Origin of the sequence: Paractinoplanes deccanensis (assembly GCF_016862115.1) — a bacterium.
GTDB classification, from domain to species: domain Bacteria; phylum Actinomycetota; class Actinomycetes; order Mycobacteriales; family Micromonosporaceae; genus Actinoplanes; species Actinoplanes deccanensis.
On sequence record NZ_BOMI01000021.1, the window covers coordinates 190,477 to 204,575 of the forward strand.

Sequence of the window (14,099 nt, forward strand, 5' to 3'; positions counted from 1 at the left end):
TCCTTGTCGTGTCGTCCTTCTCAGGCGCCGATGCTCGCCCGAAGCGCGGTGGTGGCCAGCTCCACGCCGATCCGCTCGGCCACGCCGAGCACCCAGCGGCCGACCCCGGCGAGGTGGCCCCGGGCGGTGCTCTCGTCGCCCGCCCGCGCGGCCTCCTCGGCCTGGCGCACCTGGTCGATCGACTCCTGCTCGACCGTCGTGCGGGGACCGGCCTCGAGCACCGCGCGCAGCTGCGCCAGCTGGTCCGCCAGCCGGCGCAGCTCGGCGGTGCCCCCGGCGTCCTGCGCGGCCTGGTGGACGGTGGACTGGTTGCCGGTGCCGCCCATGTTCCCGTTGCTCTGCACCGGCGCGTTGAAGACGAATGAGTCGCCCATGGTGGTTGCTCCTTGCCGCGCCTCGGCGCTGTTGTAGACGTTGATGTTGCTGAGCTGGGCGCGATGCAGGGACGCGCGCAGCTCGTGGATGTCCTCGCGGAGGCGGCGCTCCCGCTCGGCGCGCCGGTCGACGCCGGCGAGCATGAACTCCAGGGTGGAGATGTCCGGGCGCTGGGCGGTGAGGCCGACCTCCTGGTTGCGCACGCCCAGCCGGTTGATCTCCATGAGGTGCCGCCGGGCCTTGCGCACGAACTCGCCGGCCCGGTCCCACTTGCCGTCGTCGACGGCGATCTCGGCCTCGGCGTAGTTGACCCAGAACGAGATCGTGCCCATCTCGAGGCGGCGCAGCGCGAGCACGTGCCGCCCGGCGGCCGACGCGCTCGCCGCGTTCAGCGAGATCTGGTACGACTCCAGGGCCACGGTGCCCGTCGCGATCATGTCGCGGAAGCGGCCCGCGTGCCCCGCCATCATCATCTCGACCACGCCCTGCAGCGCCGTGATGTCGACCAGCGTGCCGTTGAGGTCGCGGATCAGCTCGGCGAGCACCGAGCGCAGCGCCGGCAGCCCCTCGGTGTCCACCTCGGCGATCTCGGCGAGCAGCTCGTCGAAGTTGACCCGGACGCTGTCGAGCAGGTCGTGCGCGCTGCGGTAGTTGCCGATGCGGGAGTGGCCGATCGACTCGTACAGCTGGGCGGTGGAGACCGCGATCCGCTTGCGGATCTCGCCGACCGGGGCCTGCGGATGGTCGCTCTCGGACAGCTCGTCGAAGTTCTCGTAGCCCTCGCGGATGTGCTCGGTCGCGGTGTCCAGGTCGCCGAGGATGCGGTGCTGCTCGGCGATCGTCATGTGCCGCTGGCCCTCGACCATCAGCAGCAGCCCGTCGGCGGCGGAGCGCCACCAGCCGTAGTACTCGGCGTCCTCCGGCGTGCGCCCGTCGCGCCCGGCCTCCCGGTCGGCGATGCGGCGCAGGGTCTGGTTGAGCTCGGTGACCATGGCCAGCACCTGCACCGAGCGGTCGTGCTCGACGGCGAGCAGCAGCCGGGTGGCCTCGGCGAGCAGACCCTGCTCGAGGGTGGACTCGGCCTCGACGTACCGCTCGAACTGCTCGCGGGTGAGCTCCTCGAGCGTCTCGAAGGCGGTGACCTCCTCCAGCAGGTCGTCGAGCGAGGCGGGCGCGGCGTCGGTGCTCATCCGGCCTCACCGCCGTCCTCCGGATAGGTCATCACGCCGAACGGCGGCGACGACGCGGTGCGGTGGATCAGGATCCGGGTGCCCGGCGGCGGCTGGTTCGCCATGATCCAGCGGTTCAGCGGTACGCGGATCCACTGCTCCAGCAGCGGGTCGCGGATCGGCCGGGCGCCCAGGTCGGCGCCGGTCACCATCACCTGCTCGACCACGGCCCGGTCGATTGCCTCGCGGTCGAGGATCAGCTCGAAGCCGCGCGCCCGGGCGGAGACGATGATCTGCTCCAGGAACTTGCCGGCGATGCTGCGGATCACCTGCTCGCGCAGGATGTCGAAGACCACGACCCCGCTGCCGAGCCGGCCGAGCAGCTCGGGGCGGCCCAGGTCCTGGGTGAAGAACGTGCCGACCTCGTCGGTGAAGTGGCGCCGGATGAACTCGTATCCGGGCGGGGCGCCGGGGTGGGCCGGCTGGAGCGTGGAGGCGCCGACGTTCGACGTGAAGATGACGATCGAGTGCGAGAAGTACGCGGTGCGGCCCTGCCCGTCGGTGAGCCGGCCGTCGTCGATGATCTGGAGGAACTTGTCGAAGATCTTCGGGTGCGCCTTCTCGATCTCGTCGAAGAGGATGACGCTGAACGGGCGCTCCAGCATCCAGTTGGTGAGCACGCCGCCCTGCTCGTGGCCGATGAAGCCGGGCGGCGCGCCGGTGAGCCGCTCGCTGGTGTGCTCCTGGCTGAACTCGCTCATGTCGAAGCGGCGCAGCGCGGTCTCGTCCTCGAAGACCAGCTCGGCGACGGCCTTGGCGAGCTCGGTCTTGCCGACGCCGGTCGGGCCGACGAAGAAGAACACGCCCTTGGGCCGGCTGCCCACGTCGGCGTCGCCGGCCACGAAGTCGATGCCGACCCGCGCGTTGATCAGAGCGTCGGAGACGGCCCGTACGGCGGTGGGCTGGCCCATCACCCGCGCGTTGAGGGCGCGCTCCGCGTCGCGGACCCGCTCCATGTCGAGGTGCTCCCACGGGTCGTCGCGGACGCCGAACCGGTGCCGCGCCACGAGCTTGCGCGGCGAGTTGGGCCCGATCTCGGTGATCCGGGAAGTGACCTGGAGCGCCTGGATGTCGCGGACGCCCATGCCGTCGGTGAGGCTCACCAGCGTGGTGACCGCCTGCCGCAGCGAGTCCGGCCCGGCGCCGGCCGCGCCGTGGAAATCGCCGATCTGCCGCTGGAGCAGGTCCTCGCGCTCCTGCGCGCTGGGCAGCTCGGCGAGCACGGTGGCGACGTCGGGGCTCTCCCGCAGCCACTCCGGCAGGGACCCGATCTCGCGGCAGACGAAGACCAGCGTGTTGCGCAGCGGCCGGCCGCCGGCGAGCACGTCGGTGCGCACCGCGTCGCCGAGCATCCGGCGCACGTGGGCGATGTTGACCGGGCGCCGCTCGTCCGGCTGGGCCTCGTCGCCGACCACGAGGTCCGCGGCGTCGACGATCACCGCGCTCGGGGTGCGGCGCTGGGTCATCAGCCGCCGGACGGCGATCAGCGCCTCGGTGGTGTTGCGCGGCCGGGCCGGCGGGGCCGCGTTGAGCGCGTCGCGGGTGCCGGCCTCGGCCTGTGCCAGCCGGCCCGACCGGGTGCTCGCGCCGTTGGCCTGCGCGGCGGCCTGCTGGGCGGGTAGGCCGGAGGGCGCGGTGCGGCCGGCCCGCTCGGCGAGCGCGCGGGCGTTGTCGTCGTGGTAGGTGAGCCCGTCCACCAGGCTGTGCCGGCCCACGATCTCGAACCCGGCCCCGGCCAGGAACTCGGCGAGCACCTCGGCCAGCGGCAGGTACTCGTGATCCCACCGGACCAGCTCGTCGACGTGGCCGTGCACCACCAGGTGCCGCCCGCGCTGAAGCTCGTGGTAGGCCCGCACCAGCCAGGCGGCCACCCGGGGCGTCTCGCTGTTCATCGGGTCGTGCCCCGCGGGGTGGCCGGGCGGGCGTTGGGCACCGAGTGGGCGGGCGGCGGCTGGTCGTCGTCATCGTCGTCCCAGCGCACCGTTCCCGGCTCGAACCCCTGCCGCCGGGTCTGCTCGCCGATCCGGTCGATGACCGACAGCAGCGAGCCGCACTCGCCGGCCTTGCCGTCGCCGGTGACGGCCGCCTCCTGCATCGTGTCGGTGGTGTAGAGCACCTCGGTGGCGTTGTCGGCGCCGTCGCGCAGCAGCACCGCGAACTGCTGCCCGTCCGCGCTGCCCGCGCGCAGCGCCATCGCGCCGTCCTCGCGCTGGGTGAAGCTCTCGCGGTCGACGGTGAACCCGGCCTCGGGCAGCGCGCTGATGATCGAGTTGAGCAGCTCGCGCCGCTCGATCACCCGGTCGATGTGCCCGTCGAGCGCCGCCTCCGCCCGGTCGACCAGGCGGGTCAGCTCGGGCAGCGCGCCCAGCACCCGGGCGGCGTCGCCCTGCTGGACGGCCGTGACGACGTCCCGGAGCCGGGCGTTGATGCCGTCCTCGTCGGGCAGCGGCACCCGGGCCTGCTCGGCGTCGGCGCGCAGCTCGGCGAAGCGGTGGTAGACCTCCTCCGCCGCCTCCCGCGCCGCCGTCGTGCGGGCCACGTCCTCGGCGCGGCGGGCGAGGACCCGGTCGAGGTGCTCGCGCACGGCCTGCGCGGCCGTCTCGACGCGGACGTCCGACTTCGCGGGCGCCTTGCCGGCGTAGCGGCGGGCCGTGGCGATCAGCTCGTCGCACTCCTCGGCGCCGCCGCGGTCGTACCGCTCGCGGACGCCGGCGGGCAGCTCGGCGAGCTGGGCCGCCACCGCCTCGACCCGTGCCTGGGCCTGTTCCCGCTGGTGGGCGTCGATGCGCTGGCGCAGGTCCACGAGGGAGCGCTCGACCTGTTCGGCGACCGTCGCCGCCGCGCCGACCGCGGCCCGGTCGGCGGCCGAGCGGATCTCCTCGCGGGCGCGCTCGAGCCGGTTCTCCGCGACGTGGTCGCCGGCCAGCCCGGCCCGGCTCGCCTCCTGCCGCACCGCGGCCACCCGCCGGGCGACCTCGTCGGCGCGGGCCAGCGCCGCCTCGCGGGCGCGTTCCAGCGCGGCGGCCTGCCGCTGCCGCTCCTTCTCGCGGCGCTGCTCCTCGCGGCGCCGCCGGGCCTCCTCGGCCTGTCGCCGGCGGATCTCGCCGCTGGAGACCGTGTGGTATTTCGGGGATCCGCTCATCGGTTCTGCTCCCGCTGGAAGGTGTCGGACGGAACGAGGCCGAGGCGGTCCTCGATCCACTGCCGGAACCCCGCGACCGCCGGGACGCCGAGCCAGCGCACGGTCTCGTCGGCAGCCACCTCGATCTGGAGGCCGGCGCTGTGGTCCGGGGCGTCGCGCAGGCCGGCGTGCCGGCCGGTGAGGAAGTGCAGGCGCTGGTTGGCCGAGCCGCGCCAGCGCAGCGCCGCCTGCCGGTGCGCCAGATAGGGGCCGTCCACCAGCAGATCGAGGGAGCCGAGCAGCCGGTGCTGGCCGGGCGACCCGTGCGCCCGCAGGTGCTCGAGGGTGTAGCCGGTGTAGCTCATCACCGACAGGTCGCGCCGCTCGCGCACCGCGGCGATCAGCGCCGCGACCGCGTCGGCCTGGGCGAACGGCTCGCCACCGCTGATCGTGAGGCCGTCGGCGGCCCGGCCGGCGATGTCGTCGGCGAGCCCGGCGACGTCGCGCGCCCGGGAGTGGTCGACCGGGATCCACTGCGGGCTCACGCAGCCCGCGCAGCCGATGCCGCAGCCCTGCACCCACACCACGTAGCGGCTGCCCGGGCCGAGGACCGTGCAGGCCGGGTGGGTCTCGGCGACGTCCAGCAGGGTCACGGCCGCCACCTGCTCACCGGGAAGTGGTCCGCTATGCCCGCGTCGTAGCGGGCGCACCACGGGCACGCTCCGAGCCCGGACGGATAGAAATGGTTGGCGTTGCGCGGGCAGCCGAGCAGGTCGTTGAGCACGCCGCGCAGCGCACGCTCCCACTCGGCGGCGCTCGGCCGCACCGCCGGCTCGCTGTGCCCCTGCGCCAGCGCGCGGAAGGCGAGGTGCCGGACCACGCCGGGCAGCACCCGCGTGTCGAGCCGGCCGGCCACCGGGACCAGCCGCTCCGGGGTGAACAGGGCGTTGTTGCCGAGCCGGATGTTGCCCTCGACGCCGCGGTCCGGCCCGGCCGCCGGGCGCCCCTCGAACGGGTGGTCGCCGTCCATCAGCAGCTGGCAGAGCAGGATCGCCAGGCCGAAGAGGTCGTGCGACGGTTCCAGGCGCCGCAGCGGGCTGCGCAGCGCCTCAGGCGAGCAGTACTCGCGGGTGGCGACGTCGGACGGGAACACCTCGCGGGACCACTCGTCGACGAACTGCACGCTGTCGCAGTCGATCAGCGCGATCCGGCCGGCCCGGTCGACGATGAGGTTGTTCGGGCTCACGTCGCCGATCACCACGTTGACCCGGTGCAGCTGCCGGTAGACGGAGCAGACCCGGATGGCCGCCTGCAGGCAGGTGGCCCAGGTGGGCCGGTCGAGGAACTCGAGGCGCTGGTCGGCGTCGAACAGCGCGTAGAGCGAGGCGCCGTCGAAGCGGGGGAGGACCACCATGCGGATCCGGCCGGTCTCGTCGCGCAGCGGCCACTTCGGCCAGGCGATGACCTGCTCGCCACCGTCCGGCCACTCGGTGGGGCGCTGCTTGAGCAGGCCGTTCACCCGGCGGTCCAGGTCCTCGGACGGGTCGAGGAAGAACTTGAAGCAGACCCCCGGCTCGTCGGGCAGGCCCAGCACCACGCCCTGAGCGCCCTCGCCGAGCGGGACGAGCGGGCCGAGGGTGATGGGGCGGCCGGGTTCGATGTAGAGGGTCATGCCCGCACCGCCAGCACCATCGTCTTGTCGTCGCCCGAGCTGGCGGTGAAGTCGGGTGACTGGAGCCGGTCGGACAGGGCCGCCGGGCGGGCCGCGCGGTCGGCGAACATGTGCAGGTAGGCGGTGAAGTCGGCCGGGGCCAGCAGGGACGGGCCGCCGCCGGCGTCGCGGCCGGCGGCGAGCACCGCGTCGAGCACCCCGTCGCTGCACAGCGCCAGGCCGGTGATCTCCGGGTCCTCGATCAGGCCGCAGCGCACCGCGGCGTCGCGTCCCGCCGAGGTGAGGAACACCGTGCTGCCGCGGGAGGCGCCGTTGTCGGGTGGCACGAGCAGGTGCGGCCCGGCGCCGCGGTGCTCGACCACCAGGAAGCTGTCGCCGACCGCGAGGAAGACGTACGCGGGCGGCCGCGCCACCACGGCCAGCAGGGTCGTCGCGTAGTCGCCGCGCTCGCCACCGGTCTCGTCGATCAGCCGGTCGAGGCGGCGGTCGAAGAGGCCGAGCACCCGGCCCGCGTACCGTCGCGCCCCCGCCGACCGCCCGGACCGGCCCGGGTCCGGCCCGTCCAGCAGGGACGCGGCGTCGCAGGCGGCCTCGACCGCGAGGCGCGCGCCGGTCGCCGAGCGCGCCGCCGAGCCGGCGCCGTCGGCCACCGCCAGCACCGTCAGGTCGCCGAGCCGGAGGTGGGCGAACGCGTCCTGGTTCTCGGTGCCCTGCCGCAGGTGCTCCGGCCCGGTGACCGACACCGGCACCACCCGCCACCCGCCCATCACGCCTCCCCGCGGGCGTGGTCGGTGATCCAGTCCATGGCCGACCTGCGCTTCTTGAGGCGGCTGGCCATCTCGTCGGTGCGCACGCCCTCGGTGCTGCGCACGACCCGGTCGATGCTCTGCCGCACGGCGCCCAGCACCGAGGCGAAGTCCGTGCCCTCGGCCTGGTAGTGCTTGTCGGGCGCGAGCGCCTCGAGGACCTTGGCGTCCGCCCCGCGCACCCCGAAGGCGAAGAACATCAGGCCCTGCTCCGCCTCCTGGCGGCGCAGCTCCGGGGCGAGGCTGCGCCACAGGTCGCAGGGCTTGCCCTGATCGTCGGAGGGCGCGCCGTCGGTGAGCAGGAAGACCAGCGGGGTGTACGCCATCTGGACGCCCTCGCGGGCGAGTGCCTGCCGGCGCTCGTCCATGATCCGCAGGCCGTCCTTGATGCCCTTGACCATCGGCGAGTAGCCGCCCGCCCGCAGCGTCGGCGGCTGGAACCGGGTGATCGGCGCGTACGGCTCGCCGGCCCGCTCGTGCCCGGTCGGGTCGACGACGCGCACCCCGCCCGCCCCGAACGTGACGACGGCGATCTCGGTGATGTGCCGCAGGTGGTTGTCGGCGTGCAGGTCCTCGCGCCAGGTGCGCAGCGCGGTGTTGAGCTGCCCGATGGCGTCGTCGCGGGCCATCGACGAGGACGTGTCGACGACGAGCGTGACGAGCAGGCGGCTCTTGCTGCTCTGCACGGGCGGGAAGCCGACGGCCGGGGTGGTCATGCGGCCGTCCCGTCCGCGGCGACGGTGAGGACCGCGCGCTCGCCGTCGGCGGCCTCGACGTGGCAGAGGGCGCCGGGGCGCAGAGCGTCGCCGTCGGTGCCCGGCGCGGGCTCGGCCCAGACCAGCAGGCCGTCGTGCTCGACATAGCCGCCGCACGGTCCGAAGTGGGCGCGCACCCGCACGGTCGCGCCCGGCGCGGGGAGCGAGCCGCCGAACGCGGCGACGTCCGGGTCCCGCGGCTCGCCGGCCGGCTCGGCCGTGGCGTGCAGGGCAAGCAGGACGGCGGCGCCGGTGGCGAGGACGACGCCGCTGACGAGGCCGGCCACGGCGTTGAAGTCGCGGCCGCCGGCCAGCGCCGTCCCGGCCGCGATCGCCCCGGCCACCGGCAGCAGGGTGCCGGCCAGCAACGCGCCCGCGGCGCGCGCCCGCGACAGCGGCGCAGGCGCGGAGACGGTGAGCATGAACCTGCCCTCCAGGGTCGGACTGCGTGTCGTCCAAGTACTGACGGACAGCGGAGCCGCGCCGGCGGGGGCCCGTCACTCGATCGTGTTCACCGGCGGGCAGCAGGGGCCCGCCTCCCGAGGATCCGACCCGAAGGGTGGCTACCCACCGGCTGCCGATCCGGGTATGAAGCCACTGAGGACATCGGCGATCGTGGAAGGTGGTCCCCGGGTGGGTCTTGTCTTCGTGCACGGGATCGGCAACCGCAGTACGTCGGCGTACTCCCGCAAGGTGGCTCTCCGCGATGCGCTCTTCCGCCGTTTCCTGATCGCCCGGGCGGTGCCGGAACTGATCGATGTGCCGATCCGCAACCCGATGTGGGGCGACCTAGGCGCCCGGCTGAGCTGGCAGCACGCCTCCTTGCCGGCCGGGCGGCCCGGCGAACGGCTCGGTGGCGGCGACGTGTGGCTGTCCGACCTTCTGACGGCGGTCGGTGCCGGGCCCTCGGGCCAGCCCTTGTCGAAGACGGCGGGCGCCGATCCGCGTGACGCGGTCGACCTTCTCTACTCCACGATCGACCTGCGCGGACGTGACGACGCCGAGATCGAGGAGGTGGCGGACCTGGCCGTCGCGCTGGTCGAGTGGTGTCAGCCGGGCCTTCGGTCGTTCGCCGGCCTCGACGACGATCGGGAACTGGTCGAGGTTCTGCTCCGCGAGGCCGTCCCAGCGCCGGTGCCCGGAGCGGGTTCGGAGAAGCTGGGCGGCGGGCGGGGAACCGGGGCGGTCCGCACCATTCTGCTCGCGGCGGTGGACCGCTTCCGACGGCAGAACGTGGGGCCGCCGGTCCGCTCGGCGGCGGCCGCCCTGCGCAGGCTGGCCGGACGGCCGGTCTCACTGCTCATCGGGGACGTCCTCGCCTATCTCTCCGGCCGAGGCTCCGCCGGTGCGCCGGGTGACATCGTGTCGCTGGTCAGTGGCGACCTTGACCTGGCGGCTCGCGAGGGCCCGCTGGTCATCGTGGCGCACAGCATGGGCGGGAACATCGCGTACGACGTCCTCAGTCATTTTCGCCCCGATCTGCGGGTGGACACCCTGGTGACGGTCGGCACCCAGATCGGGCTCTTCGAGGAGCTGAAGCTCTTCGCGGCCAGCGATCATGACCTGCCGACTCCGGCGGTGCCCCGTCTGCCGGCGCTGCCCAACGTGCGCCGGTGGATCAACATCGTCGACCGGGGCGACGTCCTTGCGTACCGGGCGGCCCCCATCTTCGACGGCGTCGACGACTTCGAGTACCCGTCCGACGCCCCCTGGGCGCACGGCGCCTACTTCCGGCAGCCGAATTTCCATGATCGGCTCGCCAGGCGGGTCGAGAAGGCCCGATCATGACCGCGATCGTCGTCGACGACGGCCCGGGTGCGCGAGTGCACGCCTTTGTCGTCGGAGTCGGCAACTACCCGTACTGCGACGACCCGCCGAGGACCGGAACGGCCAGCCGGATCCTCGGCGACCTGGGCTCGGTCACCAGCCCGCCGCCGTCGGCAGCGGCTGTCGCCGGCTGGCTGGCCGGGATGCCCCGCGGTGACGGGGACATCCCGGTCGGTACCGTGGAGGTCCTGATCTCGTCGCCCACGGTGGCCTCCGTGCAGCGAGACGACGGCGAGTGGGTGCCCGTGTCACCCGCGACCTTCGCGAATTTCCGGGACGCGTTCAGCCGGTGGCTGGACCGCTGTGACTCCGACCCGGGCAACATCGCCTTGTTCTACTTCTGCGGGCACGGCTGGCACCGCGACGGCCAGCTTCTGCTGCTGGAGGACCTCGGCAAACAGAGGCGCAGGTTGCTGGAGAGCTGCGTCGAGCTGAGCGAGATCAGGACGGTGATGCAGCATTGCCGGGCCCGGACGCAGCTGTACTTCGTGGATGCCTGCCGACAGGTTCCGCCGGAGCTGCTCGACCTGCGCTCGGGTGTGGCGCCGCTCGTCGACAGCTGCGGGCCGGTTCCCCTGCCTCTGGCCCCGCTCGACGCGCCGGTCTACTTCTCCGCCGCACGAGGTTTCGAGGCGCACGCCGACCAGGACGCCGTCACGCCGTTCACGGCCGCGTTGCTCCGTACGCTCGACGGCCTGGGCGCCAATCGGGAAGGCAGCCGGTGGGCCGTGACGACCGAATACCTCGGCCCTCACCTGCGCGAGGTCATCGCCTGGGAGAACCCGGACGTCGACCGGAACTCGTGCCTGTCGGTGGAGGGTGAGCAGTGCGGCCCCAGCCTGATTCGCACACTGGACGGACCGCCGCTGGTGCCGTTCCGGCTGACCTGCGATCCCGACCACGCGCTGGCCGCGGCTGACGTCTCGATCCATCAGCTGCCCGCTGACCAGGACCCGCCGGTTGCCTTCCCCGCCGGCGGCCAGGGCGAGATCGCGGCAGGCGTCTATCACCTGGAGCTCGCGTTCCCCGACGGCGCCGAGTTCCGTAAGGCTTCCCTCTTCGACGAGGTGCGACCGCCCAACAAGGCGTGGCACGCGGCGGTGGAACGAGCATGACCGCGGGCAGCATCGTCGTCTCCGGCCGTGATCCGTCGTCGGCGCGGGGTGACGTCATCGGCGTCTTCGAAGTCGTCGACCTCCAACTGCGGGTGGTGGCAGCGAAGCCGCTGGTGAACGGCGGGCGGACGCGTATCGGATCGCTCGACGCCGGAGGCTATTTCACCCGCGCCACGTTCCTCACCAACCGGCGGCTCTCGGTGCCGGTGGAGGTGCCGGCCGGCGGAGGCGAGCCGGTCGCCGTGGTGCTGGAGGACAGCACGGCCGCGGCCGGTCTCGGTACGCCCTCCGGCGACGGCTGGGTGGCGGGCTGGATCTTCGACCGTGCGGCCCGGTCCTGGACGCCGGCCGGAGCGGGCAGCGTGCGGCGGCGCAGCGGTACGACGATCGTGATGACCGCGGATGCCCCGAGCGCGAACGTGCTCCTGCAGTGGGCCGTGGGTCCGCAGCCCGCGATGTTCACGGTGGTGCGGGCCGACGCGCCGGTGCGGGTCGTCTCGGACGCCTCCTTGGCCGTGCTTGACCTGGCCTCCGGCCCCGCCCGTGCGCTGTTCACCTTCTTGCACGCCGGAGACCTCCCGGCGGCGGGCGCGCTCGCCATGGAGGCGCTGTCGCAGTCCACTGGCCCCGATCCCGCAGCCGCCGTCGCGGTCGGCTACTACCTGCTCCGGCGCGGCGACGACCGGCTCGGTTCCTGGGCGGCGGAGCTGACCCGTCTCCAGCCCGGATCGTTCGACGCACACCTGCTGTACGGACTCGCGCTGATGCGTGACAAGACGAGGTGGCCGGGCAGCCGAGGGCAGCGGCTGACGGCCACGCGGCTCGGACTGCCCATGTTCTCGCACGGCCTGCGGCTGCTCGACGACGCGCTGCGCCTGTTGCTGCACGGCACCACCGACGAGGAGTTGACGGCGGCACGGCTCCACTACGTGCCCTATCTCCGGGCGTGTCTCAACCGGCCGCTGACCACGTTCTGGGGCGGACGGCCGAGCGAGCCGGCGCTGATGCCCGCCAGGACGCCGGAGCCGGTCCAGGCACGACCGTTGCGCTTGGAGGGGTTGACCCCGACGCTGCCGGCCGCGCCGACCAGGAAGAGCACCGGCAAGACAAAGCCACTTTCGAAGATGACGCTGGTTCCGGAGAAACACCGGCGTATCACGTTCGGACCGTACTCGGTACCGCTCACGCCGGCGACCCGGACCAGCGCCACGCTGGCCCTCCCGGCCGAGCTGGCGGAAGCGCTCGACACACCGTTGCGAGGTGCGGCGGAGCGCACCGGCCAGGAACTCATGGTGATCATCGGCAATGTGGCGTCCGGGGCTGACGACGTGGACATCGAGGCGAGCGTATGGCTCGAGAACGCCGGTCAGCCGGTGGTCATGGAACGCCGGGGGTCGGCGATGCTGGCGGCACTGCCGTACTCCGGCTCCGTCCTGCCGGCCGTCCTGCACCTGCGCGGCTCCTATCTGATCCGGTCCGCCACGACCGTCCCACGTCCCGAACCCGCCACGGTCGTGACTGCCTCCGGTTCACCCCAGGCCGCAGCGTTGGCCCGGGAAGCCGAGCGCTTGGTCGAGGTGGGCCTCGGCTGGGAGGACGCGCAGGCCCGCCTGACCGAGATCGCTCAGGAGTGGCCGCCGGCCGCCCCGGGCGAGGCGGCGACCGACCGGGCGTTGTGGCGGCGGTTCGTCGCCGCCCGTGAGGAGTTCCAGCGCCGCCACCGGCCGGCCGTGGTCATCGAGGCGAAGCCCCGCACCCGGCCCCGAGGCGGCTCGTCCGCGGACGGAGGGCCGGCAACCTTCGCCACCGTACGAGGCGCCGAGTTGCACCTTCGTGATCTGCTCACCGAAGTCGAGTTTCGCGGGCCGACGTGGCACGTGGTGTCCACGGCGGCGTCGGCGTACTGCGTCGCCACGGTCGTGGCGTGGCTGCGTGCGGGGCACGTACCCCGCCCTTGTCACCTCGACCGCCCGGCCCTGGCGCGGCTCGAGGGCCGGTGGTACCCGAGTCACGCGCGCCGGGTGGCCGAGGAAGTGGCGAAGAGCGCCATCGCGTACTTCCGCGATCGACGGCTCGCGTGGGGTCTGTGGCGCGTTGAGGCGGGCACGACTCTGGTGACCGAGTTGCTCGACGGATGCGTGCTGGCCCTTCCGCCGGCGCTTCGTTCGGCCGCCGCCAGGTCGCAGTACCAGCCGACCCGCCGGGAGGAGGCATGGCCCGCGGTCGAGGCGGACGGCACTGATCCGATCTCGCGGTCGGCCGCGGTCCTGCGCGGCGCCGGGTACACCCGCGCGGAGGTTGCGGAGGTTCTCGGTCTCGCCGGCGCCGCGGCCGTCACGCGCGCGGTTGCCCGGCACCGCCGGCAGAAGGAGCGAAGCCGTTCGGACGGGGGCGCCGCCGATGTATGACAGTCACGCCGCCAGGCTGGTCGAGCAGACGTCTCTCGGCCGGCTCGGCGCTCGTCAGCTGCGAGAGCGAGCGGCGAGAGAGAGCGCCGACACAGTCGATCGCGCGGTGCGGAAGGCGGAGGAGGTACTACCCAACGCGTTGCCCGGCCGCACCAAGGTCCTGCTCGTCGACGACCACGATCTGATCCGCAAGGGACTGCGGCACGGATTCGAGCGCGACCGGCAGTTCGAAGTGGTCGGCGAGGCCGCGACGGCGGCGGAGTCGGTCCGGCAGGCGGGCGCCCTCCAGCCCGATGTCGTCATCATGGATCTCCGGCTGCCGGACGGCAGCGGACTGGAAGCCACGCGAGCCCTTCGCAAGAACAACACGAACATGGGCATCGTGGTGCTGACCATGTACGCCGGCGACGACCAGTTGTTCGGGGCGCTGGAGGCGGGGGCCAGCGCGTTCGTGCCCAAGACGGCGCCGCCCGACGAGGTCGTCGCCGCTGCCCGGCACGCGGCGTCGGCACCCTCCGCGTTCACCGCCGCCGATCTCGCCCACGCCATGCAACGCCGCCTGGCGCCCGCGGGCCCACAGCTGTCGCCGCGCGAGGGCCAGGTGCTGCGGCTCCTCGCCGACGGCATGAGCGTGGCCGGCATCGCCGAGCAGCTGTTCACGTCGGAGTCGACGGCGAGGACCCACATCAGCACGCTCTACGAGAAGCTCGGGGCGGCGAACCGGGCGCAGGCGTTGATGACCGCCCTTCGGCTCGGTCTTCTGGAGGCGCCCGACGCACCCAAGTTCTGAT

The 14,099-nt window shown here is 73.4% G+C and carries 12 protein-coding genes; 4 read left to right on the forward strand and 8 right to left on the reverse strand.

Annotation, left to right across the window (positions count from 1 at the left end; translation table 11 throughout):
* Positions 1–20 precede the first annotated feature (20 nt).
* Genes Ade02nite_RS07210 through Ade02nite_RS07245 form a run of 8 tightly spaced genes read right to left on the reverse strand, consistent with a single transcriptional unit; the run spans position 21 to position 8,380 of the window.
* Positions 21–1,565: a hypothetical protein gene (locus Ade02nite_RS07210; RefSeq protein ID WP_203760734.1), complete on the reverse strand. Its 1,545-nt coding sequence runs from the start codon at positions 1,563–1,565 to the stop codon at positions 21–23.
* Positions 1,562–3,496, reverse strand: a complete 1,935-nt coding sequence (locus Ade02nite_RS07215; RefSeq protein WP_203760735.1) for an AAA family ATPase — start codon at positions 3,494–3,496, stop codon at positions 1,562–1,564. The genes Ade02nite_RS07210 and Ade02nite_RS07215 overlap by 4 nt, the downstream gene beginning before the upstream one ends.
* Positions 3,493–4,746, reverse strand: coding sequence for a hypothetical protein (locus Ade02nite_RS07220; protein ID WP_203760736.1), 1,254 nt, complete (start codon positions 4,744–4,746; stop codon positions 3,493–3,495). The genes Ade02nite_RS07215 and Ade02nite_RS07220 overlap by 4 nt, the downstream gene beginning before the upstream one ends.
* Positions 4,743–5,378, reverse strand: coding sequence for a 4Fe-4S single cluster domain-containing protein (locus Ade02nite_RS07225; protein WP_203760737.1), 636 nt, complete (start codon positions 5,376–5,378; stop codon positions 4,743–4,745). The genes Ade02nite_RS07220 and Ade02nite_RS07225 overlap by 4 nt, the downstream gene beginning before the upstream one ends.
* Complete coding sequence (locus Ade02nite_RS07230; RefSeq protein ID WP_203760738.1) at positions 5,375–6,397, reverse strand: protein kinase domain-containing protein; 1,023 nt, start codon at positions 6,395–6,397, stop codon at positions 5,375–5,377. The genes Ade02nite_RS07225 and Ade02nite_RS07230 overlap by 4 nt, the downstream gene beginning before the upstream one ends.
* Positions 6,394–7,164, reverse strand: coding sequence for a PP2C family serine/threonine-protein phosphatase (locus Ade02nite_RS07235; RefSeq protein ID WP_203760739.1), 771 nt, complete (start codon positions 7,162–7,164; stop codon positions 6,394–6,396). Before Ade02nite_RS07235 ends, Ade02nite_RS07230 begins: the two co-directional genes overlap by 4 nt.
* The gene (locus Ade02nite_RS07240; protein WP_203760740.1) at positions 7,164–7,919 is read right to left on the reverse strand and encodes a vWA domain-containing protein; all 756 of its coding nucleotides are present in this window, start codon (positions 7,917–7,919) and stop codon (positions 7,164–7,166) included. The genes Ade02nite_RS07235 and Ade02nite_RS07240 overlap by 1 nt, the downstream gene beginning before the upstream one ends.
* Positions 7,916–8,380 carry a hypothetical protein gene (locus Ade02nite_RS07245; protein ID WP_203760741.1) on the reverse strand — a complete coding sequence of 155 codons (465 nt, stop codon included), beginning with the start codon at positions 8,378–8,380 and terminating at the stop codon, positions 7,916–7,918. Before Ade02nite_RS07245 ends, Ade02nite_RS07240 begins: the two co-directional genes overlap by 4 nt.
* Positions 8,381–8,591: 211 nt before the next feature.
* On the opposite strand from Ade02nite_RS07245, the gene Ade02nite_RS07250 reads away from it, so the two are divergent.
* The 4 genes from Ade02nite_RS07250 (at position 8,592) to Ade02nite_RS07265 (ending at position 14,098) form a co-directional block, all read left to right on the forward strand.
* Positions 8,592–9,746 (forward strand): lipase family protein, encoded by a 1,155-nt coding sequence (locus Ade02nite_RS07250; protein ID WP_203760742.1) that lies wholly within the window; start codon positions 8,592–8,594, stop codon positions 9,744–9,746.
* Positions 9,743–10,900 (forward strand): caspase family protein, encoded by a 1,158-nt coding sequence (locus Ade02nite_RS07255; RefSeq protein ID WP_203760743.1) that lies wholly within the window; start codon positions 9,743–9,745, stop codon positions 10,898–10,900. Before Ade02nite_RS07250 ends, Ade02nite_RS07255 begins: the two co-directional genes overlap by 4 nt.
* A complete protein-coding gene (locus tag Ade02nite_RS07260; RefSeq protein WP_203760744.1) occupies positions 10,897–13,308 on the forward strand; it encodes a hypothetical protein in 2,412 nt (803 codons plus the stop codon). Before Ade02nite_RS07255 ends, Ade02nite_RS07260 begins: the two co-directional genes overlap by 4 nt.
* Positions 13,309–13,447: 139 nt before the next feature.
* On the forward strand, positions 13,448–14,098 hold the full coding sequence (locus Ade02nite_RS07265) for a response regulator transcription factor (protein WP_203760789.1): 651 nt from the start codon (positions 13,448–13,450) through the stop codon (positions 14,096–14,098).
* Position 14,099 lies beyond the last annotated feature (1 nt).